The organism is Flavobacterium chungangensis (assembly GCF_042654045.1).
GTDB classification, from domain to species: Bacteria; Bacteroidota; Bacteroidia; order Flavobacteriales; family Flavobacteriaceae; genus Flavobacterium; species Flavobacterium chungangensis.
This window is the reverse complement of the sequence record NZ_JBHSFY010000005.1, coordinates 273,790-296,414: the sequence shown is the minus strand read 5'-3', so window position 1 is coordinate 296,414 and position 22,625 is coordinate 273,790. Positions and strand designations below refer to the sequence as shown.

Sequence of the window (22,625 nt, the reverse complement as noted above, 5' to 3'; positions counted from 1 at the left end):
ATGATAGAACGTATTATGAGAGAAAATGACATGTTAGAAAAAGAAGAGATTTTTTCTAAAGTATTACGAGCAGGAAGAAGAACTTATTTCTTTGATGTGAGAGCTACCAAAGCTGATGATTATTACATTACTATTACCGAAAGCAAAAAATTTACTGAGGAAGATGGTTCTTTTCACTTCAAAAAACACAAAATTTACTTATACAAAGAAGATTTTAGTGCTTTTGCCGAAATATTAGAGGAAATGACTTCTTATGTTTTAAACCACAAAGGCGAAGAAGTAATTTCTGAAAGACACCAAAAAGACTTTAAAAAAGAATACAGTTCTGAAAAAACTGAAAGTCAAAGATCTAGTTTTACAGATATCGATTTTGACGATATTTAATCAAAATCATCTACATAAAGTAGAAGTCCAATTTGTTCTGCATTTTGGACTTTTTTTATATATTTAGTTTTCGTATAAAGTTAAAAGTTATTAGGTTAAGAGTTAAACGTCATAACTTACACCTTATAACTTATAACATTCAACTTCCATAAAAATGAAAAAATTAATTCTTCTTTTAAGTTTCATCTTCTTCGGAATTTCTCTTTCTGCACAGAATATAGAATATGAAACGAAAAACAACATTCAATATTATAATGCATCGGTAAATAAATCAGACAAATATATCAACGAAAGATGTGTGCTAGATATTTACTATCCAAAAAATAAAACCGGATTTGCTACAATCGTTTGGTTTCACGGCGGCGGATTAACTGGCGGAAACAAAGAAATTCCTGAAGCTTTAAAAAATAAAGGTTTTGCTATTATTGGAGTTAATTATAGGCTTTCGCCAAAAGCAAAAGCTGCAAAAGCCATTGAAGATGCAGCTGCAACAGTTGCATGGACTTTTAACAATATTGCTAATTATGGAGGCGACAAAACAAAGATTTTTGTCTCTGGACATTCTGCTGGAGCTTATCTCGGTTTGATGATTGGGTTAGATAAAAAATGGCTTGAAAAGGAAAAAATTGATGCCAATCAAATCGCCGGTCTTATTCCGTTTAGCAGTCAATGTATTACTCATTTCGAAATAAGAAGAGAAAAAGGAATTCCAGAAAAACAACCAACAATTGATGAATTTGCTCCTTTATATCATGTTCGTGCAGATGCGCCGCCAATATTATTAATTACTGGAGATCGTGAATTAGAAATGCTTGGCCGCTATGAAGAAAACGCCTACTTGGCAAGAATGATGAAATTGGTCGGACATACACAAACTAAACTTTACGAATTAGACGGTTACAACCACGGCATGACAGAACCTGCTTTTCCTCTTTTGGTAAATGAAGTAAACCGAATTTTGAAAGAAACTAAAAAATAATCACTAAATAAAATTCCACGGCAATGGAGACACAACTATTAATTATACCAGGACTTGGAGATTCTGGAGAGAAACACTGGCAAACCTTTTGGCATCAAAAATTCGAAAACTCGATTCGTGTTGTACAAGATAATTGGGACGAGCCCATTCTAGAAGAATGGCTTGACCGATTAAACGAGAATATCTCTAAACTTAATAAACCAACTATTTTAGTGGCGCATAGTTTAGCCATATCATTGGTTTTGCATTGGGCAGAAAAATACAATAACCCGAATGTTATCGGTGCTTTTTTAGTCGCTCCTGCAGATGTCGATTCGCCAGAACACACGCCAGAATGCACCAGAAATTTTTCGCCGATTCCGCTTTATAAATTGCCTTTTCCTTCGGTAGTCGTGGCAAGCGAAAATGACCCTTATGCTTCTTTTGAAAGAAAAAAATATTTCGCTGAAAAATGGGGAAGTGATTTTGTAAATGTTGGCCAACAAGGTCACATTAATTCTGATTCTGATTTAAAATATTGGGAAGAAGGACAGGTTATTTTGCAGAAGTTGATTGAAAGGATTGAATAGTGGTCAGTATTTTAGTGGTCAGTGTTCAGTTTTTTTTTAGTATTCAGTATTCATTTTTAAAGAAAGCTCAACACTGATTTCTTTTCGCTCTTTTAAAACTGATCACTAAGAAACTGAACACTGATAACTTTCACTCTTTAAAACTGATCACTAATAAACTGACCACTGAACACTTACCCAATACGTAATCCATTAGGAATCTTAAAATCGGGAGCCAATAAAATTACGTCTCCCTCCTCGCCTACGGCACCAAGAACAAGACATTCACTCATGAACTTTCCGATTTGTTTTTTGGGGAAATTGACAACCGCCACAATCTGACGATTTACTAAATCTTCCTTTTGGTATCGTTTGGTAATTTGCGCAGATGATTTCCTAATTCCGATTTTCGAGCCAAAATCGATCGTTAATTGGTAGGCAGGTTTTCTTGCTTCAGGAAAATCATTGACTTCAATAATAGTTCCTACGCGCATATCTGTGCGCTCAAATTCATTCCAGGTTAAATCCATTTCTAAATTGTATTATTTACAAACCTATAAATTTTGTAATTAATGCGCCTAATTCTATAACCTATTTCTTTTACTTACGAGCTAATTTTACTTGAAGAAAAACGAAAACACTCACGTAAAAAGATATAACATGGAACATACTGAACCAAATGCATGCATGTCAATTAAGGATTTTGAATCTAATTTAAAACAGGTTCATACCGATAAATATATAGAAACTGCTCAAAATGTGAGGCTTTATGTAAAGGATTACGGTCAGGGAAAACCTGTTATCTTAATTCACGGCTGGCCGCTTTCTAATGAAATGTGGGAATATCAGATTGATCATTTAGTACAAAATAATTATCGTGTAATTGCCTACGACCGACGCGGATTTGGAAAATCTTCTCAACCGTGGGATGGCTACGATTATGATACTTTGACAGATGATCTAAAGGAAATTATTGAGCAACTAGAATTAGAAAATGTAACTCTAGTTGGTTTCTCAATGGGCGGTGGTGAAGTAGTTCGTTATTTCAGCCGTCATGGCGGAAAAGGAGTTACAAAAGCCGCTTTGATTTCGTCAATCATTCCTTTTCTGTTAAAAACGCATGATAATCCAGACGGACATCCAAAAGAAAAAAGCGAAAATACAGCAGCAGCAATAAAAGAAGATAGAATTGCTTTTATTGATAATTTCGGAAAAACATTTTTCGGTGTCAATATTATCAACAAACCTTTAAGCACGCCTTTATTAGAATATTACAGAGCTTTATGTTCAGCGGCTTCTCCACGAGCTACTTTAAAATGCGCTGAATCTTTTTCATTCACAGATTTTAGAGATGAAGTAGATTTCATAAAAGTTCCAACTTTAATCATTCACGGAGACGATGATAAAATTGTGCCGATTGACCTAACATCCAGAAAAGCAGCAAAATCTATAGCAAACAATACTTATATCGAATATGAAGGTGCACCTCACGGACTTTTTTATACCGATAGAGAAAAGCTAAATGAAGATTTACTGGCTTTTTTGAATTCATAAAAACTTAAAAAAGTATCCAAAGAAGCAAGCTGGATCAGCTAACTGCTTTCTTTGGGTATTTTTTATTATTATGCTCTTTTATTTACAGATTTTTAAAGCTACTTTTGAAAATCAAATTTCGAATAAAATGGCACGAACTGAATCAACAATGCTTCCTTTAGGAACAGTTGCACCTGATTTTTATCTAAAAGATACCAACTCGAACAATACTTTTTCTTTTGAAGATTTAAAAGGTTCGAAAGGTACTTTGGTAATGTTCATTTGTAATCATTGTCCATTTGTGCATCATGTAATAACCGAAATTGTAATGATTGCGAATGATTATCGCGTTCAAGGACTTGGAGTAATTGCCATTTCTAGTAATGATGTTGTCAAGTATCCTGAAGACAGTCCAGAATTAATGACGGACTTTGCCATGGAAAACAAAATTGATTTTCCTTATTTGTACGATGAAAGTCAGGAAACAGCAAAAGCTTATCAAGCGGCTTGCACCCCAGATTTCTATTTATTTGATAATCAAGACAAATTATTCTATCGCGGGCAACTTGACGATTCAAGACCTGGCAACGGAATTCCTCTTAGCGGAAGTGACCTTAGAGGGGCAATTGACGCCTTAATTTACAACAGAAGTTTAAAAGAACCACAGAAACCTAGTTTGGGCTGTGGCATTAAATGGAAGTAAAACCTCACTAAATTCAAAAAGATTAACTATCTTTGCAAATCAATTTAATCTCCTTATGGGAAATAAAACACCATTTACAGCTTCTATAAAGTCGTTTTGCTTAGCAAAACCGCTACCTGCTGTAATTATTTCACATAATAAGGCCTTTATTTTTTAGGCCTCCGTCTACTTCACTTTTCTTCTTTTTGACGGAGGATTTACATCAGCTTAAACATTTTATTATTTGACAAAAATCAATTTTTGATCAGATATTTTTTTGTTTTTCAGATTAAACATTTCGATTCTGTCTTTTAAAGTCAGAGAAATTTTTACTTGTAGATTATTCTAAGAAGAAAACATTATTTAAAATTTTATAACAATAAATTCAATATAGATATGAAACCAACACCCACTTTCTGTAAATCAGATTATCAATTTTTAAGAGAATTGATTTTAAAAAGTAAAAACTCGACAAATACTAAAGAAGCCAATCAGCTTTCGCAAGAATTAGATCGCGCTGTAATTAGTAAAGAAAGCGAATTGGATAGTTCGGTAATCCGAATCAATTCATTTGTAACGATAGAAGATGTAAAAGCCAAGAAACAAATGAAAATTCAAATCGTTTTACCTTCAGCAGCAGACGTAAAACAATCTAAAATATCAATTCTAGCGCCTTTAAGTGTTGCTATTATTGGGTTTAAAGAAAATGACGAGGTTGATTGGGAATTACCAGCTGGCATCAAAACTTTAAAAGTAATAGCTGTAGATAACTCTGCAGTACATCATTCTTAAATTTAAAAACACCTCATTTTGTGACGGTGTTTTTTTTATATCTATTTGAAAACAAAAAACCGATTCAATAATGAATCGGTTTTTTGTTTTTATATAACAAGTGCTACAATTGAGAATCTATAAAATTGGTTATCGATGCCATCTTTATATCATCAAGTTTAGCCTTTTTCTGCATTCTTACCAAAATTGGTTTCCACTCTTCTTTACTAAATTGTTTTGGCTCATACCATTTATGGCATTTCGCACAATTATTATCATACAATTGTTTTCCTTCCGCTAACGCTGGATCACCAAATATAAGATCCTTAGCAGATACGTCTTTTGATGGCGGAGGTGGCGGTGGCGGAGGTGTCTCTCCTTTGGATTGTTTGGCACCGCAGGCAGCAAGAATCAAGACTGCTCCCACTAGAATTATAGTTTTTTTCATTCCTTATGTTTTTAGTAAATATAAAAAAATCCCATAAGCTACAGCCTATGGGATATTTATTTAAAACAATACTAAATTGCTTTTAAAGTCTTATTTTACGTCCATTAATTCAACGTCGAAAATCAAAGTTGCGTTTGGTGGAATAACTCCTCCAGCACCAGCTGGTCCGTATCCTAAATCAGATGGAATAACAAAACGAGCTTTGTCTCCAACTTGCAATAAAGCAATACCTTCGTCCCATCCTTCAATAACTTGTCCAATTCCTAATTTGAATTCGATTGGTTTTTTACGTGGGTAAGAAGAATCAAATACTTTTCCGTTTTCTAGAGAACCTTCGTAGTGAACAGAAACTGTTTTTCCTGCTTCAGCTCTTTTTCCTTCTCCTTTTTGAATCATTTTATAACGTAAACCGCTTTCTGTTCTATCAAAACCAGCAGCTAATTGTTCCATTTTTGCTTCAGATTCTGCTTTTAAAGCTGCTTCTCTTTTTAGACGAGCACCTTTTAAACCAATGAAAGCTTCAATTGCATTCCATTTTTGAGCTTCTTCTCCAACTCTGATAATCTCAACTGACTCTAAATTGTCTCCTTGAGCAACAGCATCAACAACATCTTGTCCTTCAACAACGTTTCCAAAAACAGTATGTTTATTATCTAACCAAGGAGTTGCAACGTGCGTAATGAAAAATTGAGAACCATTACTTCCTGGTCCTGAATTAGCCATAGATAAAACTCCTGGACGATCGTGTTTTAAACTTGGGTGAAATTCATCATCAAATTTATAACCTGGATCTCCAGTTCCAGTTCCTTTTGGACAACCACCTTGAATCATGAAATCTGCAATTACTCTATGAAAAGTTAATCCGTCATAGAATTTTTGTCCTTGAGGCTTCACTTTATTTTCCATATTTCCTTCTGCAAGAGCAACAAAGTTACCTACAGTTCCCGGTGTCAAATCGTGTGTCAATTTTACTAAAATTGAACCTTTGCTAGTATTAAATTTAGCGTATATTCCGTTTTCCATGTTGTTATTTTTAATTTGAACGCAAATTTACAAATTAATTTTTTAATCAATTTGCGCTTTTGCCTTTTTAGATTTTGATTTATAAGTAAGTCCATAGACTATTAATGACAAAGTAGATAAAATCATACATCCAATAGCTACAGCGTGCCATCCGCCCCATTTCCACAACATTAAACCATAAGCAGATCCTGCAGCAGTACCTAGAAAAGTAAGCGACATAAACACCGTATTCAATCTGTTTCTTGCTTCTGGCAATAACGAATAAACTCGTGTTTGGTTTGAAATGTGAACGCCTTGAATTCCGATATCAATAAACACAATTCCGATTGCAATACCGATTACACTTTCAATAGCAAAATAGAAAACTATAAAGCTTATTAAAACTAATAAACAGCCATAACCTACTGCAATTCTAGAGTTTCCTTTATCTCCTAATTTCCCAACCAAAGGCGCAGCCAAAGCTCCAGAAGCTCCAACAATTCCGAACAGACCAATTGTAGCACTGTTGAAATTAAAAGGTTCGCCAGAAAGCAACAAAACCATTGTAGTCCAGAATGCTCCAAATTGAGCAAAACTAAAAACATTAATTGCCGTTGCTTCGCGCAAAACGGGCTGTGTTTTGATTAGCGTAAACAAAGATTGGATTAATTGGCCATAAGTTCCTTGAAACTGTGGCTTATTCTGCGGAAATTTACTTTGAATGACAAAAAAGATCAAAAGACAAATTCCGGCCGCGATATAAAACATTGATCTCCAACCTAAAACTTGGCCGATAAATCCGCTTAACGTTCGCGAAAGCAAAATCCCAACTAAAAGTCCGCTCATAATAGTTCCAACCACTTTCCCTCGTTCTTCGGGCGCGCTTAAAGAAGCTGCAAGAGGAAGAATAAGCTGTGGTACAATCGACGTGATTCCAATTAGCAATGAAGCAATTTGCAAAACAAGAAAACTTTTGGCTGTTGCTGCAATTAATAAAGCAATTACAGTAGCAAAAGTGGTCATTAAAATTTGCCTTTTTCGTTCTATTTTATCGCCAAGCGGAACCATAAAAAACAGTCCGATCGCATAACCTGCTTGAGTTAGATAGGTTATCGTTCCGGCGCTGGCTTCAGGAATTTTAAATTCGTTGGCAATTAAAACAATCAAAGGCTGGCAGTAATAAAGATTTGCAACTATAAGACCAGTGCAAACTGCCATAAAAAGTACATTTGTTTTAGATAAATTCATGCTGCAAAAATACCGATCTAATCTTAATTGAATCTTTAAAAAAGTTATAAAATTTTTAAATTTAAGATTAGATCAGGATTTTAAAGCTAAAAATTAACTGATTTTAAACCTGTTATGATTTTAAAAAATCTTCTCTCGCAGGGCCAAAAACATCCGTTAGCATTCCTGTTTCCAAACAAACAACTCCATGAATTGCATGAGGCGGAATGTAAAAACTATCGCCTTCCTTTAACGTTTCGGTCACACCGTTTATCGTAACATCGAATTTTCCGCTTGCTACATAAGTAACCTGTGTATGATAATGTTCGTGCAAAACACCAATTCCACCTTTCTCAAAATGGACATTTACCAGCATCACTCTTTCGTCAAAAGCTAAAATCTTGCGTTTTATTCCTTCTCCGACTACTTCCCACTCTATTTCGTCACCTTTTATAAATTCTTTGCTTGTTCCTAAACTCATAATCTTTTTATTTTTATTGAATGCTTTTAAGGTCTTTTTCCATCAATTCTAAACCTTCATTTAATTTATTTCCCTTGAAGTACTTTTCTAACTCAAGTAACCTTTTTTTATTATCGTATTTTAATCCCGAATTTAGTTTTCTTTGACAAAGAGAACACAATCTAAGGGAATGTCTATCTGTTTCTACCATGCTATTTGTTCCGTTCATAACACAATTCGCTTCAATGCAATGATGCAAACCGAACATATGCCCTATTTCGTGCGAACAAATCTTCAATAATCGATCTAAACTCAAATTAAAGTCTGCTTCTTTTTGCATTCTGTACATAGAACTTACCGCAATTTTATCTCTATAAGATGCTAATCCAAAAACGTAATTCCATTCTGGCTTTGGGTACAAATCTTTTTCTGTTATCGCCATTAAAGCAACTCCTTTATCGGGCTTTTCTTTTTTTAACACATCGGTTAAAATATAACCTGCTAAAAATTGCTCCTGCCCAACATCTCCAATTCTTCTAGCATTATTCGGAATAATATCATTTGAAACCTCTTTTAAAACTTTGGTTTCTAGCTGAAAAAATATTTGCAAATATTGACGTACCAATTCAATTTGTTTGACTTGCAACGAATTAAATGTTCCTATAGGCTGCAGATAAATAATATTTTCTTCTTTGGATGGAACAACATGTTTTGTTTTAATAAACTGCTCATAAGTCTGCCCTTTTTCGTTACGAGAATACAGCCAATCGCCAAAAACTGGCTCAGCAAGCTTAACATCATTAACTTTAATATCTACAAAATAAGGCTCAGGCGGTAATATTTGCTGTAAAGTTGGTTGTGACAACGTACTTGCTTTTTCCTTTTTATCAGATTGACATGAACAAAGAATCACAAAAATCAATAAAAGAAGTTTCTTCATAAATCAATTTACTAGATTAAATTTTTCGAAATAAAATCACAACTCGTCTTAATCGATTCAAAAGAATTTGAAGCAAAATTATTCTCCTGTTCTACAAAAAAATGAACCATTCCCGATTGTTTTGCTTCTTTAAAAATAGGTTTAAAATCGATCGTTCCAGAACCAACTTCGGTATTCAGTTCATTATTTATTTTGTCTTTATCTTTTACATGCCACATTTTAAAGCGGCCGGGATTTTCTTTGAATAATTTTAAAGGATCATTTCCAGAATGAATTACCCAATACAAATCCAATTCAAAAAAGACTAAATCTTTATCGGTTTCCTTTAATAAAATTTCATAACCCGTTACGCCATCGTACTTTTGAAATTCAAAATCATGATTATGATAGGCCAGTTTCAAACCTGCATTTTTACACATTTTTGCAGCTTCATTTACACGAGCGGCTATCTTTTTATAATCTTCAATATTTCTTCTGAAAGGTTCATCAACCCATGGAACAGTTAGAAATTCGCTTTTTAGAATTTTAGCAGCTTCAATTGACGCAATTAGTTCCTCGGTGTTTCCATCGTACAAAAAGCTTCCTAAATTGTAATGTCCGCTAACGGCTTTCAATCCATTATCATCTAAAATCTTTTTAAGTTCTTTTGGCGTTAATCCCCAAAACTGATCTTTTATCGAAAAACCGTATGTTTCGACATTGGTAAAACCTGCTTGGGCAACTTTTTCTAAAGTTCCTTTTACATCTTTCGGAAGTTCTTCACGAAGCGTATACAGTTGTAAGCCTATTTCTTTTTTATTCATAGAAAATGCAAATGATGGTGAAGCCAAAACAGCTGTTGTAGCAAGACCTGTGGTTACGATAAAATTTCTTCTGCTAATCATTTTATGATATAAATTTCAGAAAGTAAATATATTATAAAAATTGATTCTTAAAGTTTTCTGCAAAATTTTGAAGTGCTTCTGCAGTTTGTTCTGATATGATTTCGCCTTCAGCACTAACTTTTCCGCGAACTCCCTGAATTAAAAGCTGTGTCGCATCATCAAATTTTGCTTCAAGCGTTTTCATTATCAGCAAAAGCTGTTCGTGTCCCATTTCTCCAGAAGCTGAAGCTGTAATTAGTCCTGTTATTTTGTTTGAAAAGACAGTTGTTGAAACACACCATTCTAAAGCATTTTTTAAACTTCCCGGAAGGCTAAACACGTATTCGGGCGTGCAAATAATAACGCCATCAGCATCTCTTATTTTATTTCTAAATGAAGTGATTTCTTGCGGAGGATTATCTGTATCTAAATCGGGATTAAAATGAGGAAGGCTTTCTAAATCTTCGAAAATTTTTATTTCAAAATTAGGTTTTAAGTAATTTGAAATGTATTTCAGAATTTTGAAATTACTGGAATTACTTCTCGTACTTCCAGATATGGGAAGGATTTTTATTTTGAGTGAAGTCATTAAATAAACAATTCGTATTTCTAAATGAATCTAAAAATACGAATTGTTCAAAAATATTTCGGATAAACTTATTTAGATGTCAATAAATTTAATCCTTCCATTTTTGCAGAATCAATTGCTTGAGGCGGATAATTCTGTTTCTCTTGTCGTGTTGATGTAACTTTACCTTCTTTACTTATGTATACATAATTGTAACGCCAGTAGTTTGATCCCGCCAATGATGTTGTTCCATCTTGAGTAAAAACTTGATCTGCGTAAACAAGAATTTCACCATTTTGATTATTATCTAAAGTTCTTACTGGATTCCCTAATGTTTTTAGCACTTTCGATTTAGCTTCTCCCACAACGACCGTAGCTGAGCTCGTACTTGCACAAGAGAACACAAAGAGTGCAAGCAGTGGGAACATTAATATTGTTTTTTTCATAATAAGTATTTGAATTTACGTTTGGATTTGGCCGCTATACCATTGATAATTAAGAATGTAATGATAAATAAAGTTACAACATTAACTTTTACACAATTTAATAAGTATGTTATATAATTATTACCAAAAGACTCCATGCAATATTTGTATCTTTGCCGGCAAGAAATTATCGATTAAAGATGCGAATTGACATTATTACACTTTTACCCGAATTATTAAGAAGTCCGTTTGAGGCTTCAATTATGAAACGCGCCATTGATAAAGGTTTGGTCGAAGTGCATTTTCACAATCTTCGTGATTACAGCACAAATAGACAGAAAAGTGTAGATGATTATCCTTTTGGCGGCGGAGCGGGTATGGTAATGACAATTCAGCCCATTGATGATTGCATTACGCATTTGAAAAGTCAGCGAGAATATGACGAAGTAATTTATATGTCTCCTGACGGCGAGACTTTAGACCAAAAAATGGCAAATAAGATGTCAATGTATGAAAACATTATCATTTTATGCGGACATTATAAAGGTGTTGATCAAAGAGTTAGAGATCATTTTATTACAAAAGAAATCTCAATTGGCGATTATGTTTTGTCAGGAGGAGAATTGGGCGCGATAGTTTTATCTGATGCTTTAATTCGATTAATTCCTGGTGTTTTAAGTGACGAAACCTCAGCCTTGACAGATAGTTTTCAGGACAATTTGCTTTCAGGACCAATATATACAAGACCTGCAGATTATAAAGGATGGAAAGTTCCAGAAGTTTTAACCAGCGGACACGCAGCCAAAATCGATAAATGGCGAGAAGACATGGCGTATGAACATACTAAAAATAGACGACCAGATTTATTGGAAGATAAATAGTAAGCAGTGTTCAGTGTTCAGTTTTTAGTGTTCAGTTTTTAGTGACTGAGACCAAAAACTGTGACTGAGACTTAAATCTATCCGTTATAATTCATAGACGTAATTTGATTGCCAGATAGTTCTATGTCCAGCAAATGATCTCGGTAAAAATCATCTCCAGCAGTAACAGATGTGAAAGTACCGTCATCATTAATAATTATTAAAACTCGATATAATTCTAAAGTATCATACCAATCAAGATCTGCCCTAATTTGCGAATCATATTGTTCTTTGTTATAAAAATCAATTAATTCGTTTTTACAATTTGAAAGCCAATTAATGTGCTCAACTATTTTATCAAAATACGCTTCAATATGATTATTTGGTAAGTAAATTGAAAATTTATCTTTTTCAAGAACCTTATTAAATACAACAATATTTTTGTTTTTAATTTTAAATTTCTTTTCGTCTTTTTTTGACTGTGAAAAATCATTCAGAACTAATTGCACTTTTTCTTTTTTCCCTCTAAGTTTCCTAAGATCCTTTATAATAAAATTGTTTTCATGCGATTTCGCTTTCTGCTCCAAAACATACAGTTTAGAAGTATCCTTTGTATTTTTTGAATCTGCAACTTCTTTAAAAGTTTCAAAAGCTGATCTATGAAAACCCAAAAGAATATAAACATTTGAAAGAACTAAACTTTCCTGTTTGTTTTTCTCAATGCTTTCTAATTCATACAAAAGGTCATACATTTTCTCAACACTTTCTTTTGAACCATTCGATTTTCTAAACTCATTAGAAAACTCGATATATTCTTTCATATAATTTTTATCCATCGTATTTTAATCAAAACCTATGCAAATGTAAGATTTCACCTTAAATAACATAACAAAAATACAATTCTCCTGTTCAAACATTCATAACAACAAAAAACCATAAATTAGAACCATAAAACACATTTTATCAAACAGTTAAAATAATTTACAATTTATAATTCATAATTTATAATTATTTTCTACATTTGCACCCGAATTTGACCAACCTCTGGCGAGATCCGTGAATGTTGCTCTAATATAAAAACCATAATTTAAATTATCATGGCAGATTTATTAAAATTCGTTCAAGACGAATTCGTTGCTAAAAAAGATTTCCCAGATTTCGGAGCTGGAGACACAATTACTGTTTTCTACGAAATTAAAGAGGGTGAAAAAACAAGAACTCAGTTTTTTAAAGGAGTTGTAATTCAAAGAAGAGGTTCTGGTAACACAGAAACTTTTACTATCCGTAAAATGTCTGGATCTGTTGGTGTTGAGCGTATCTTCCCAGTAAACTTACCAGCTTTACAAAAAATCGAAGTTAACAAGAAAGGTGCTGTACGTAGAGCTAGAATTTTCTACTTCAGACAACTTACTGGTAAAAAAGCTAAGATTAAAGATAAAAGAAGATAATCATTTATCAAAATGTTATAAAAAACTCGTTTCATATTCTTTGAAACGAGTTTTTTTTATGTTCTATTTCTACCACTAACAAAACCGTAATTTTTTAATACCAAAATCATCGATTTAGCAATTTAACGAGCTCGAAATAACAATCTGTTAATTTCGTCTTTTCTCATCAAAACTCAACCGTTTTCGTTGTGATTTTATTATATTTGCTCCGCTCATTTTGAGCCGAATATATCTTTTACATCGTTAACTCCTGACGATACGATTATAAAAAAAAAAGAAAATGAATAAATCAAAAATTTTTTACACCTTAACTGATGAGGCGCCGTTATTGGCAACTTACTCTTTGTTACCAATTGTTCAAGCTTTTACAGCAACAGCTGGAATTGAAATCGAAACCAGAGATATTTCGCTGGCAGGAAGAATTTTATCAAATTTCCCAGATTCTTTGACAGATGCTCAAAAAACTGGAGATGCATTGGCAGAATTAGGCCAATTAGCAACTCAGCCAGAAGCAAACATTATCAAATTACCAAACATTTCAGCATCTGTACCGCAATTAAAAGCGGCTATTGCTGAATTACAATCGCACGGATACAACGTACCAAATTTCCCAGAAGATCCACAAAACGATACTGAAAAGGAAATTAAAGCTAAATATGCAAAAGTATTAGGTTCTGCTGTAAACCCAGTTTTACGTGAAGGAAACTCTGACCGTAGAGCTCCAAGAGCAGTTAAAAACTTTGCAAAAGCAAACCCGCACTCAATGGGCGCTTGGTCTGCTGACTCAAAAACTAAAGTGGCTTCTATGTCAGGTGGTGATTTTTACGGAAGTGAAAAATCATTAACTGTAAATGAAGCTAATGATGTAAAAATCGAATTTGTTGCTAAAGACGGAACTACAACTATTCTTAAAGCAAGTACTCCATTAAAAGCTGGAGAAATTATTGACAGCTCTGTTTTAAGCGTAAGCAAATTAAAAGCTTTTGCTGCTGATGTAATTGCTGAAGCTAAAGCTGCAGGAGTGTTACTTTCTGTACACTTAAAAGCAACAATGATGAAAGTTTCTGATCCAATTATCTTTGGCGCTATCGTTGAAGTATATTTTGCAGATGTTTTCAAAAAATACGCTTCTTTATTTGCTGAATTAAACGTTGATACAAGAAACGGTTTAGGCGATATCTACGCTAAAATTGCTGGAAGACCTGAGCAAGCAGAAGTTGAAGCTGCTATCGATCAGGCAATCGCAAACGGACCAGCTTTGGCAATGGTTAATTCTGATAAAGGAATTACAAACTTACACGTTCCATCTGACGTAATTGTTGATGCTTCTATGCCAGCAATGATCCGTACTTCTGGACAAATGTGGAACAAAGAAGGTAAAGCACAAGATACATTTGCTGTTATTCCAGATAGATCTTATGCTGGAGTTTATACTGCAACTATCGATTTCTGTAAAAAACATGGTGCTTTTGACCCGAAAACAATGGGAAGTGTTCCTAACGTTGGATTAATGGCTCAAAAAGCTGAAGAATACGGATCTCACGATAAAACTTTCCAAATTAAAGGTGACGGTGTTGTACGTGTGGTTGACCAAAACGGAAATGTTTTAATGGAGCAAAATGTTGAAGCAAATGACATTTTCAGAATGTGTCAGGCAAAAGACGCTCCTATTCAAGACTGGGTTAAATTGGCTGTAAACAGAGCTCGTTTATCTAGTACTCCTGCTGTTTTCTGGTTAGACGAAAACAGAGCACACGATAGAGAATTGATCGTAAAAGTTCAAAAATACCTTAAAGACTACGATACTACAAACTTAGATATTCGTATTTTAAACCCAATTTCTGCTACAGAATTTACTTTAGACAGAATCATTAAAGGTTTAGATACGATCTCTGTGACTGGAAACGTTTTACGTGACTACTTAACAGATTTATTCCCAATCTTAGAGTTAGGAACTTCTGCTAAAATGCTTTCTATCGTTCCTTTAATGAACGGTGGTGGATTGTTTGAAACTGGTGCTGGAGGTTCTGCTCCTAAACACGTTGAGCAATTTACAGAAGAAGGATACTTACGTTGGGATTCATTAGGAGAATTTTTAGCTCTTGGCGCTTCTTTAGAGCATTTAGGACAAACTTTAGACAACTCTAAAGCAATTGTTTTATCTGAAACTTTAGATCAAGCTAATGATAAATTCTTAGCTAACGATAAATCTCCAGCTCGTAAAGTAGGTCAAATTGACAACCGTGGTTCTCACTTCTATTTAGCATTCTATTGGGCTCAAGCTTTGGCTGCTCAAACTAAAGATGCTGAATTGCAAGCTATCTTTACTCCAATTGCTGCTGAATTTGAAGCTAACGAAGCTAAAATCGATGCAGAATTAATTGGTGCTCAAGGAAAAGCTCAGAACATTGGAGGTTACTACCAACCAACTCCTGAGTTAGTAAGCAAAGCAATGCGTCCTAGTGAAACTTTCAACGCTATTGTTGCTAAAATCAAATAATTCAGAATACATCTGTATTTCGAAATAACAAAAAGGACAACCCACAAAGGTTGTCCTTTTTTTATCTTAACTTATGTTTAACAAAAGTTCCGTAAGAATATTTAGTAAGAATTCATTATCTATGTAAATCAAAATCAATATAATGATTACAAAAAATACCTGCACATTTCTTCTTTTCATTTTAACGATCTTTACCTCATTTGCGCAGGAAAAATTTACTTTAAGCGGAACTATCAGCGACAGCAAAAACAACGAAACTTTAATTGGAGTTAATATCTTTATTCCAGCTTTAAAAATTGGAACCACAACCAACGAATACGGCTTTTATTCTCTTTCTGCACCAAAAGGCGAATATGAAATCGAAATTAGCTACGTTGGCTATCAAACCATTCAAAAAAATATTGTTTTAGATCAGAATATAAAAAGCAATTTCTCGATCAAAGAAGGTGGCGAAGAACTTCAAGAAGTCATCATTACAGAAAACAAAAGCAAAGCCAATATCAAATCGCCAGAAATGAGCGTGAACAAACTCTCTATTTCGACCATAAAAAAAATGCCTGTTGTTTTAGGAGAAGTAGACGTCTTGAAATCTATTTTATTACTTCCTGGCGTTACCAATGCAGGCGAAGGAGCTTCCGGATTTAATGTCCGCGGAGGCGGTGCAGACCAAAATCTTATTCTTTTAGATGAAGCAACTATTTTTAATTCATCTCACGTTTTCGGATTCTTTTCTGTTTTTAATCCTGATGCTATCAAAGATTTAAAACTGTATAAAGGGGGAATTCCGGCACGCTATGGCGGAAGAGCTTCTTCGGTTTTAGAAATTTATCAAAAAGACGGGAGCAGTAAAGATTTTCATATGAATGGCGGAATCGGATTAATTTCGAGCCGTTTACTGGCAGAAGGTCCAATAGTAAAAGACAAAGGTTCTTTCTTAATTGGCGGAAGAGCTTCTTATGCGCATCTTTTTCTTAAACTTTCTGAAGACAATAAAGACAATGCTGCTTATTTTTATGATTTAAATACCAAATTAAATTATAAACTTAATGATAATAACAGTTTGTATTTATCTGGATATTTTGGCCGAGACGTTTTCAGACTAAATAAAAGTTTTACCAATACGTACGGAAATTCGACTTTAAATCTGAGATGGAATCATTTGTATTATGATAAATTATTCTCCAATCTATCCTTAATTTACAGTGATTACTATTACGGATTGGATCTTGATTTTGTAGGTTTCAATTGGGATTCAGGAATCAAAAACTATAACATCAAATACGATTTCAAACATTATCTTTCAGACAAATTAAAACTGAATTATGGCGTTAACGGAATTTATTACAACTTTAATCCTGGAACCATAAAGCCAACTGGTGAAGATTCTGGTATTAATCCAGATCAATTGGATAGAAAATATGCTTTTGAACCTTCTATTTATTTAGATGCTGAAAGTCAAATTTCTAAAAGACTTACTGTCGCTTATGGATTGCGTTACAGCTTATTTTACAGATTAGGCGCTTCTACTATTAATTACTACGATAACAATGAAGCCGTAGTTTTTAATACAGACATGCAGATTTACGAAAAAGGCACGCCAACTTCAACACAATATTTTGGCAAAAACAAAGTCATTAAGAGTTACAACAATCTTGAACCACGCTTTTCTATTTCGTACCAATTAAACGAAGAACAAGCTCTAAAAGCGAGTTACAATAGAATGGCGCAATATCTTCAATTAATTTCTAATACCTCATCTCCTACTCCGCTAGATGTCTGGATGCCGAGCGATAATTACATTAAACCTCAACTTGCAGATCAGGTGGCGTTAGGTTATTTTAGAAATATTTATAATGACGCTTATTCGCTAGAAGTAGAAACCTATTACAAAAAAATACAAAACAGACTAGATTATATAGACGGAGCCGATTTAATTGCTAACAATGCCATAGAACAGGTTATTTTAAATGGTCAGATGCGTGCATATGGCTTAGAACTGATGATAAAGAAAAACAAAGGCCGCTTTAATGGCTGGATTTCGTACACACTCTCAAGATCAGAACAACAGACTCCAGGAAGAACTCCAGAAGAAATTGGCATTAACGATGGCAAATGGTACGCATCTGCATATGACAAAACGCATAATTTAGCGATTACATCTGCATACAATTTAAACGAAAAATGGTCATTTGGTGCTAACTTTGCATTGCAGTCAGGACAGCCAGTAACATATCCGAATGGACAATATCAATATCTAGGCATTATAGTTCCAAGTTATGGTTTACGAAACGAAAATCGACTTCCTTCTTATAATCATTTGGATATTTCTGCAACTTTAACGCCACGCAACAACAAAAATAGAAACTGGAAAGGCGAATGGGTTTTCAGTATTTACAATCTTTATAATCGAATGAATGCCGCTTCAATCAACTTTAGGCAAAATGTTGATACAGGAGCAAATGAAGCAGTGAGATTATCCATTTTCGGAATTGTTCCTGCAGTAAGTTATAATTTCAAATTCTAAAAAAATCAGTTCAAAAACTAAAAATAAACTTATGAGAAAATTAGTTTTTTTAATCGTATTTTTTACATCATTGTTTTTCACTAGTTGCGAAGAAGTCGTTGATGTTGACTTAGATACCGCTCCTCCAAAACTGGTGATCGAAGCCGCTATAACTTGGGAAAAGGGTACTTCTGGAAAACAGCAAGTTATCAGATTAACCTCGACAACGGGTTATTTTGAGGATGTAATTCCAGCAGTATCAAACGCTGTTATTTATGTGACAAACAGCAAAAATCAGAAATTTAATTTTATCGAATTTAATAATACAGGGCGTTATATCTGCCCTAATTTCAGACCTGAAATTAATGAAGAATATACCTTAACCGTTATAGACAAAGAAAGCACTTATACAGCATCTGAAGTTTTAAAATCGGTAGCGCCAATTACTCGAATCGAACAAAAAAATGACAGCGGTTTTACAGGAGAAGATATCGAAATAAAAGCTTATTTTACAGATCCTGCAGAAGAAGACAATTTTTATTTATTTAAATATGTTTATTCGAATAAAGTAACTTCAAATTATTATGTTTCTGAAGATAAATTCTATCAGGGAAATGAAATTTTCAGCAGCGCCATTGATGAAGATTTAAAAGCAGGAGATGAAGTCGAGGTAACGCATTACGGGATTTCTAAGCAATATTATAATTACATGAACATCTTGGTAAGTATAGCAGGAAGTAATGTTGGAGGTCCGTTTCAATCGCCGCCAGCCACCGTAAAAGGAAACATCATCAATACAACAGACAAAAATAATTATCCGCTTGGGTATTTCTCTCTAAGCGAAACCAGTACACAGAAATACAAAATTGAGTAATTATGCTACCCATCATCAAAAAATTAACCGAGAAAAAACTCGTTGGACATTCTATCGAAATGTCATTTATCGAGAATAAAACTTTTCAATTATGGAGTGGTTTTATGCCCAATCGAAAAGAAATAAAAAATGCTATTGATGCCAATTTATATTCTCTAGAAGTTTATGCAGAAAACCATTTTGATAATTTTGATCCTAATGACAGTTTCCAGAAATGGGCCGCAGTAGAAGTTTCAGATTATCAAACTATTCCAGAAGGAATGAAAACCTTAATTGTTCCAGATGGTTTATATGCCGTTTTTCTTCATTTAGGCCCAGCAACAGAAGCTCATAAAACATATCATTACATTTTTGCAGAATGGCTCCCAAATTCGGAATACACGGTAGATGACAGACCGCATTTTGCCGTAATGGATCATAAATACAAAAAAGACGATCCAACTTCTGAAGAAGAAATTTGGATACCGATAAAAAACAGAAATTAAAATGGTTATAGAATCACTAAAAATTCTTTTTAATAGAGATCTTAACAAACTAAAATTTGAAATCGAATCTTACGAATTCGAAAAACAAATTTGGGTAATAGATAAAAACATTTCCAATTCAGCAGGAAATTTATGTCTGCATTTAATTGGAAATCTTAATACTTACATTGGCGCAGAAATAGGCAAAACAGGCTATGTGCGAAATCGTCCATTGGAGTTTTCTTTAAAAGATATTCCAAAAGCAGAATTGATTTCTAAAATCGAAGACACGATTGAAGTGATCAATAAAAGTTTAGATTCCCTAACTGAAAAAGATTTAGAACAGATTTATCCCCAGATTGTTTTTGAAAAAGAAATGACAACCGGATTCTTTCTGGTTCATCTTTCAACACATTTAGCGTATCATTTAGGACAAATCAATTACCACAGAAGACTTTTGGATTTCTGATTGCATATTGTAGATTGCAGATTTTAGATTTTACTAAGATTCCAAAAAAATCATAAATCTAAAATCATAAATCTAAAATTCTACCCGTACCTTTACACCACATTCAAAAAAACGCTTATGTCATCACACCATATAGTCCGCGACGATCAAGAACCTGCTTTAATAATTGCAAATGGCGCAGCCTGCGATCCCGAATTATTAGGACAATTATTAGAATGGTCGCCACTGGTTATCGTTTTAGATTCGGCTATTGAAAGAGTGATTGAATTAGGCATAAAAGTCGACGTGCTTTTGGGTGATTTTGACCGTGGTTTTGATCCTGAAATTTATAAAACTTCGCAATTTCCAATCGAAATCGTTCATACGCCAGATCAAGATAAAACAGATTTAGAAAAGGCTTTTGATTATCTTATCGAAAGAAAAATTCCTGCCGTAAATGTGGTTTGGGCAACGGGAAAACGCGCCGATCATACTATTACAAACCTTACACAGATTGTTCGCTACAGAGATTTACTTAAAATTGTAATTCTCGACGATCATTCAAAAATATTTTTGCTTCCAACAAAATTTGAGAAATGGTATACCGCTAAAACACCAATTTCACTTATTCCAATTGGTGTTGTAAACGGAATTTCTTCAGCCAATTTAAAGTACGAATTAAACAACGATACGCTAACAATGGGCTACAGAACCGGAAGCAGCAATTCTGTCGAAAAAGATGGCATTGTAACCATTACACATCGAGAAGGCGATTTGCTTTTAATGGAGTGTTTTGATTAGAAGCATTAGAGAATGAAAAGTCCCAGAGGGACGAAATATTTATAGATCAAAATATCGTGCTCTAATTGAAGCCCCAGCGGGGCGACACACTACACATATGTCGCTCCGCTGGAGCTTTTTATTTAATCTTAAATTGACTGGCTATAAATATTAAGCTCCTCTGGAGCTTTCTTAAAAAAAGGAATATCTATCTTTGCTCTGAAATCAACAAAAATGAAAGTAGAAAACAATTCACAAAAAGACAATTTACACCCAAGAAATCTTCATCGAAACCGATATGATTTTGAAAAACTGATTTCAAATTGCCCAGAATTGAAAGCTTTTATTTCTATAAATAAATACGGAATCGAAACTATTGATTTCAGCAATCCGTCTGCTGTAAAAACATTAAACAAGGCTTTACTTAAAACCTATTACGGCATTCAAAACTGGGATATTCCTAAAAATTATCTTTGCCCGCCAATTCCAGGACGCGCGGATTACATTCATTATATTGCCGATCTATTGGCAGAAAGCAACAATAATCAGATTCCAGAAACTTCGCATGTTTTAGGATTAGATATCGGTACAGGTTCCAATTTAATCTATCCGATATTAGGGAATTCAATTTATAACTGGAGTTTTGTTGGAACAGATATTGACCAAAAAGCAATCGAAAATTGCAGTAAAATTATCGAAGCCAATCCAGAATTAATCGATTCTATCAGTTTGCAACAACAGACTGAAGCGCGATTTATTTTTAAAAATATTATCACGCCCGAAGACCGTTTTACATTCACGATGTGTAATCCGCCTTTTCATGCATCTGCTGAGGAAGCGAATAAAAGTACTTCCCGAAAAGTTTCCAATCTTAATCCGAAAGAAAAAAGAAATACAAATCCCATTTTGAATTTTGGCGGACAAAATGCCGAATTATGGTGCAACGGCGGAGAAATCGGATTCATCACGCAAATGATTTACGAAAGCGCTAAATATCCTTCGCAGGTTTTATGGTTCACAACTTTAGTTTCTAAAAAAGAAAATCTTTCTTCGATCTACAAAACATTGAAAAAAGTAAACGCCGTTTCTGTCCAAACAATCGAAATGTCGCAAGGACAAAAAAATAGCCGAATTGTAGCTTGGAGTTTTACAAAGAAATCACTATCAAATTTCCTTAATAATAAATAAGAAAAATATTATATTTTAGCATTTGGAATTTTTAAAAAATTGATTCTGTTTTACAAGAGTAATTTAAATTTATTAAGAATAGAAAAATGTTTAGAATTAAAAACAAACTGTTTGAAATTAAATACGCTTATTTAGATGCATATATTAGCAATGATAATCACTTAGTATTTGGTTTGCAGATAAAAGCTACAGGTACAGATAAATATCCGCAAGAAGAGAATTATAATAGTGAAGGTATGTTTTTCCCTGACGATGAATTATTCTTTAATTCGGAAATACTTCTAAAAATTAAACCAAATGAAATAAAAAACTGGAATGATATTGTTGGAAAAACTATTGAATGGGATAATTATCCTGAAAATGAAGAAGAACCTCATGCCCTTTTCTATGTTTACGAACATGAACAAATAAGTACTGCAAAAATCGAATTTAAAAATAGAGATAATAAAGTATATGTAACAATAAATGCTCTCTGTAATATTTATGCAGGTGAAAATTTTTCTAGTGATTTACCTTTGCAAATTGATACTGAAATTGATTTTTTTGGAATTCTATGTGGCAAAATTAGTAAAGAGGAGTGTATAAAAGAGATAAAGCCTTTTTTGGATCTTAATAATCTAAAGTATTTCCAAAATAAATATGGTGTTTCTATAATGGCACCTTTAAATACAAACATAAAAACTAATTTATTGATATTAGGAGAATATTAATTTTCAAAATTAGAAATTAG

General features: G+C 33.6%; 26 protein-coding genes. 16 read left to right on the top strand and 10 right to left on the bottom strand.

What is annotated here, in order from left to right; translation table 11 throughout:
* The first annotated feature begins 15 nt into the window (after positions 1-15).
* The 3 genes from ACFO3N_RS10495 (at position 16) to ACFO3N_RS10485 (ending at position 1,932) form a co-directional block, all read left to right on the top strand.
* Positions 16-384 (top strand): PUR family DNA/RNA-binding protein, encoded by a 369-nt coding sequence (locus ACFO3N_RS10495; protein ID WP_095931384.1) that lies wholly within the window; start codon positions 16-18, stop codon positions 382-384.
* A 154-nt stretch (positions 385-538) separates the two neighbouring features.
* Entirely contained in the window at positions 539-1,363 is an 825-nt protein-coding gene (locus ACFO3N_RS10490) for an alpha/beta hydrolase (protein WP_379797525.1), read from the top strand.
* Positions 1,364-1,386: 23 nt separating this feature from the next.
* Positions 1,387-1,932, top strand: coding sequence for an RBBP9/YdeN family alpha/beta hydrolase (locus ACFO3N_RS10485; protein WP_379797523.1), 546 nt, complete (start codon positions 1,387-1,389; stop codon positions 1,930-1,932).
* A 173-nt stretch (positions 1,933-2,105) separates the two neighbouring features.
* Here ACFO3N_RS10485 and ACFO3N_RS10480 read toward each other — a convergent pair whose 3' ends face one another.
* Complete coding sequence (locus ACFO3N_RS10480; RefSeq protein WP_379797521.1) at positions 2,106-2,441, bottom strand: tRNA-binding protein; 336 nt, start codon at positions 2,439-2,441, stop codon at positions 2,106-2,108.
* Between the two features lie 130 nt (positions 2,442-2,571).
* Here ACFO3N_RS10480 and ACFO3N_RS10475 point away from each other — a divergent pair, with 130 nt between their 5' ends.
* From ACFO3N_RS10475 to ACFO3N_RS10465, 3 genes are all read left to right on the top strand, one after another.
* Complete coding sequence (locus tag ACFO3N_RS10475; RefSeq protein ID WP_379797519.1) at positions 2,572-3,465, top strand: alpha/beta fold hydrolase; 894 nt, start codon at positions 2,572-2,574, stop codon at positions 3,463-3,465.
* Positions 3,466-3,592: 127 nt separating this feature from the next.
* Positions 3,593-4,147: a thioredoxin family protein gene (locus ACFO3N_RS10470; RefSeq protein ID WP_379797518.1), complete on the top strand. Its 555-nt coding sequence runs from the start codon at positions 3,593-3,595 to the stop codon at positions 4,145-4,147.
* 375 nt (positions 4,148-4,522) lie between these two features.
* Positions 4,523-4,918: a GreA/GreB family elongation factor gene (locus ACFO3N_RS10465; protein ID WP_095931379.1), complete on the top strand. Its 396-nt coding sequence runs from the start codon at positions 4,523-4,525 to the stop codon at positions 4,916-4,918.
* 103 nt (positions 4,919-5,021) lie between these two features.
* Here ACFO3N_RS10465 and ACFO3N_RS10460 read toward each other — a convergent pair whose 3' ends face one another.
* The 8 genes from ACFO3N_RS10460 to ACFO3N_RS10425 form a co-directional block, all read right to left on the bottom strand.
* Positions 5,022-5,345 (bottom strand): c-type cytochrome, encoded by a 324-nt coding sequence (locus ACFO3N_RS10460; RefSeq protein WP_379797516.1) that lies wholly within the window; start codon positions 5,343-5,345, stop codon positions 5,022-5,024.
* Between the two features lie 90 nt (positions 5,346-5,435).
* Positions 5,436-6,368: a peptidylprolyl isomerase gene (locus ACFO3N_RS10455; RefSeq protein WP_250835211.1), complete on the bottom strand. Its 933-nt coding sequence runs from the start codon at positions 6,366-6,368 to the stop codon at positions 5,436-5,438.
* A gap of 42 nt (positions 6,369-6,410) precedes the next feature.
* The gene (locus ACFO3N_RS10450; protein WP_253251866.1) at positions 6,411-7,565 is read right to left on the bottom strand and encodes an MFS transporter; all 1,155 of its coding nucleotides are present in this window, start codon (positions 7,563-7,565) and stop codon (positions 6,411-6,413) included.
* Between the two features lie 142 nt (positions 7,566-7,707).
* Positions 7,708-8,058, bottom strand: coding sequence for a cupin domain-containing protein (locus ACFO3N_RS10445; RefSeq protein WP_379797646.1), 351 nt, complete (start codon positions 8,056-8,058; stop codon positions 7,708-7,710).
* Positions 8,059-8,068: 10 nt separating this feature from the next.
* Positions 8,069-8,974: an archaemetzincin family Zn-dependent metalloprotease gene (locus ACFO3N_RS10440; protein WP_379797514.1), complete on the bottom strand. Its 906-nt coding sequence runs from the start codon at positions 8,972-8,974 to the stop codon at positions 8,069-8,071.
* An 11-nt stretch (positions 8,975-8,985) separates the two neighbouring features.
* Positions 8,986-9,858: a sugar phosphate isomerase/epimerase family protein gene (locus ACFO3N_RS10435; RefSeq protein WP_379797513.1), complete on the bottom strand. Its 873-nt coding sequence runs from the start codon at positions 9,856-9,858 to the stop codon at positions 8,986-8,988.
* Positions 9,859-9,889: 31 nt separating this feature from the next.
* On the bottom strand, positions 9,890-10,426 hold the full coding sequence (locus tag ACFO3N_RS10430; protein WP_379797511.1) for an NADPH-dependent FMN reductase: 537 nt from the start codon (positions 10,424-10,426) through the stop codon (positions 9,890-9,892).
* Positions 10,427-10,494: 68 nt separating this feature from the next.
* Entirely contained in the window at positions 10,495-10,833 is a 339-nt protein-coding gene (locus ACFO3N_RS10425; RefSeq protein WP_379797509.1) for a hypothetical protein, read from the bottom strand.
* Positions 10,834-11,030: 197 nt separating this feature from the next.
* On the opposite strand from ACFO3N_RS10425, the gene trmD reads away from it, so the two are divergent.
* On the top strand, positions 11,031-11,711 hold the full coding sequence (trmD, locus tag ACFO3N_RS10420; protein ID WP_095931371.1) for a tRNA (guanosine(37)-N1)-methyltransferase TrmD: 681 nt from the start codon (positions 11,031-11,033) through the stop codon (positions 11,709-11,711).
* Between the two features lie 77 nt (positions 11,712-11,788).
* On the opposite strand, the gene ACFO3N_RS10415 is transcribed toward trmD, so the two are convergent.
* Positions 11,789-12,526 carry a hypothetical protein gene (locus tag ACFO3N_RS10415; RefSeq protein WP_379797507.1) on the bottom strand — a complete coding sequence of 246 codons (738 nt, stop codon included), beginning with the start codon at positions 12,524-12,526 and terminating at the stop codon, positions 11,789-11,791.
* Positions 12,527-12,787: 261 nt separating this feature from the next.
* Between ACFO3N_RS10415 and rplS the strand changes: the two genes are divergently transcribed.
* From rplS to ACFO3N_RS10370, 9 genes are all read left to right on the top strand, one after another.
* Complete coding sequence (rplS, locus tag ACFO3N_RS10410; protein ID WP_144214894.1) at positions 12,788-13,138, top strand: 50S ribosomal protein L19; 351 nt, start codon at positions 12,788-12,790, stop codon at positions 13,136-13,138.
* 280 nt (positions 13,139-13,418) lie between these two features.
* Complete coding sequence (locus ACFO3N_RS10405; protein ID WP_379797505.1) at positions 13,419-15,638, top strand: NADP-dependent isocitrate dehydrogenase; 2,220 nt, start codon at positions 13,419-13,421, stop codon at positions 15,636-15,638.
* 142 nt (positions 15,639-15,780) lie between these two features.
* Positions 15,781-18,162: a TonB-dependent receptor gene (locus ACFO3N_RS10400; protein WP_379797503.1), complete on the top strand. Its 2,382-nt coding sequence runs from the start codon at positions 15,781-15,783 to the stop codon at positions 18,160-18,162.
* Between the two features lie 31 nt (positions 18,163-18,193).
* A complete protein-coding gene (locus ACFO3N_RS10395) occupies positions 18,194-19,015 on the top strand; it encodes a DUF4249 domain-containing protein (protein ID WP_379797501.1) in 822 nt (273 codons plus the stop codon).
* Between the two features lie 2 nt (positions 19,016-19,017).
* Positions 19,018-19,500, top strand: coding sequence for a GyrI-like domain-containing protein (locus ACFO3N_RS10390; RefSeq protein WP_379797499.1), 483 nt, complete (start codon positions 19,018-19,020; stop codon positions 19,498-19,500).
* Between the two features lies 1 nt (position 19,501).
* Positions 19,502-19,948: a DinB family protein gene (locus ACFO3N_RS10385; protein ID WP_379797497.1), complete on the top strand. Its 447-nt coding sequence runs from the start codon at positions 19,502-19,504 to the stop codon at positions 19,946-19,948.
* 117 nt (positions 19,949-20,065) lie between these two features.
* On the top strand, positions 20,066-20,728 hold the full coding sequence (locus ACFO3N_RS10380; protein WP_379797494.1) for a thiamine diphosphokinase: 663 nt from the start codon (positions 20,066-20,068) through the stop codon (positions 20,726-20,728).
* Positions 20,729-20,941: 213 nt separating this feature from the next.
* Complete coding sequence (rlmF, locus tag ACFO3N_RS10375; protein WP_379797492.1) at positions 20,942-21,895, top strand: 23S rRNA (adenine(1618)-N(6))-methyltransferase RlmF; 954 nt, start codon at positions 20,942-20,944, stop codon at positions 21,893-21,895.
* Positions 21,896-21,981: 86 nt separating this feature from the next.
* Entirely contained in the window at positions 21,982-22,605 is a 624-nt protein-coding gene (locus ACFO3N_RS10370) for a hypothetical protein (RefSeq protein ID WP_379797490.1), read from the top strand.
* Positions 22,606-22,625 lie beyond the last annotated feature (20 nt).

Coding starts and splice junctions, on each gene's coding strand:
- ACFO3N_RS10495 (WP_095931384.1), top strand. CDS start 16: ATGAGAGAAAATGACATGTTAGAAAAAGAAGAGATTTTTTCTAAAGTA.
- ACFO3N_RS10490 (WP_379797525.1), top strand. CDS start 539: ATGAAAAAATTAATTCTTCTTTTAAGTTTCATCTTCTTCGGAATTTCT.
- ACFO3N_RS10485 (WP_379797523.1), top strand. CDS start 1,387: ATGGAGACACAACTATTAATTATACCAGGACTTGGAGATTCTGGAGAG.
- ACFO3N_RS10480 (WP_379797521.1), bottom strand. CDS start 2,441: ATGGATTTAACCTGGAATGAATTTGAGCGCACAGATATGCGCGTAGGA.
- ACFO3N_RS10475 (WP_379797519.1), top strand. CDS start 2,572: ATGGAACATACTGAACCAAATGCATGCATGTCAATTAAGGATTTTGAA.
- ACFO3N_RS10470 (WP_379797518.1), top strand. CDS start 3,593: ATGGCACGAACTGAATCAACAATGCTTCCTTTAGGAACAGTTGCACCT.
- ACFO3N_RS10465 (WP_095931379.1), top strand. CDS start 4,523: ATGAAACCAACACCCACTTTCTGTAAATCAGATTATCAATTTTTAAGA.
- ACFO3N_RS10460 (WP_379797516.1), bottom strand. CDS start 5,345: ATGAAAAAAACTATAATTCTAGTGGGAGCAGTCTTGATTCTTGCTGCC.
- ACFO3N_RS10455 (WP_250835211.1), bottom strand. CDS start 6,368: ATGGAAAACGGAATATACGCTAAATTTAATACTAGCAAAGGTTCAATT.
- ACFO3N_RS10450 (WP_253251866.1), bottom strand. CDS start 7,565: ATGGCAGTTTGCACTGGTCTTATAGTTGCAAATCTTTATTACTGCCAG.
- ACFO3N_RS10440 (WP_379797514.1), bottom strand. CDS start 8,974: ATGAAGAAACTTCTTTTATTGATTTTTGTGATTCTTTGTTCATGTCAA.
- ACFO3N_RS10435 (WP_379797513.1), bottom strand. CDS start 9,858: ATGATTAGCAGAAGAAATTTTATCGTAACCACAGGTCTTGCTACAACA.
- ACFO3N_RS10430 (WP_379797511.1), bottom strand. CDS start 10,426: ATGACTTCACTCAAAATAAAAATCCTTCCCATATCTGGAAGTACGAGA.
- ACFO3N_RS10425 (WP_379797509.1), bottom strand. CDS start 10,833: ATGTTCCCACTGCTTGCACTCTTTGTGTTCTCTTGTGCAAGTACGAGC.
- trmD (WP_095931371.1), top strand. CDS start 11,031: ATGCGAATTGACATTATTACACTTTTACCCGAATTATTAAGAAGTCCG.
- ACFO3N_RS10415 (WP_379797507.1), bottom strand. CDS start 12,526: ATGGATAAAAATTATATGAAAGAATATATCGAGTTTTCTAATGAGTTT.
- rplS (WP_144214894.1), top strand. CDS start 12,788: ATGGCAGATTTATTAAAATTCGTTCAAGACGAATTCGTTGCTAAAAAA.
- ACFO3N_RS10405 (WP_379797505.1), top strand. CDS start 13,419: ATGAATAAATCAAAAATTTTTTACACCTTAACTGATGAGGCGCCGTTA.
- ACFO3N_RS10400 (WP_379797503.1), top strand. CDS start 15,781: ATGATTACAAAAAATACCTGCACATTTCTTCTTTTCATTTTAACGATC.
- ACFO3N_RS10395 (WP_379797501.1), top strand. CDS start 18,194: ATGAGAAAATTAGTTTTTTTAATCGTATTTTTTACATCATTGTTTTTC.
- ACFO3N_RS10390 (WP_379797499.1), top strand. CDS start 19,018: ATGCTACCCATCATCAAAAAATTAACCGAGAAAAAACTCGTTGGACAT.
- ACFO3N_RS10385 (WP_379797497.1), top strand. CDS start 19,502: ATGGTTATAGAATCACTAAAAATTCTTTTTAATAGAGATCTTAACAAA.
- ACFO3N_RS10380 (WP_379797494.1), top strand. CDS start 20,066: ATGTCATCACACCATATAGTCCGCGACGATCAAGAACCTGCTTTAATA.
- rlmF (WP_379797492.1), top strand. CDS start 20,942: ATGAAAGTAGAAAACAATTCACAAAAAGACAATTTACACCCAAGAAAT.
- ACFO3N_RS10370 (WP_379797490.1), top strand. CDS start 21,982: ATGTTTAGAATTAAAAACAAACTGTTTGAAATTAAATACGCTTATTTA.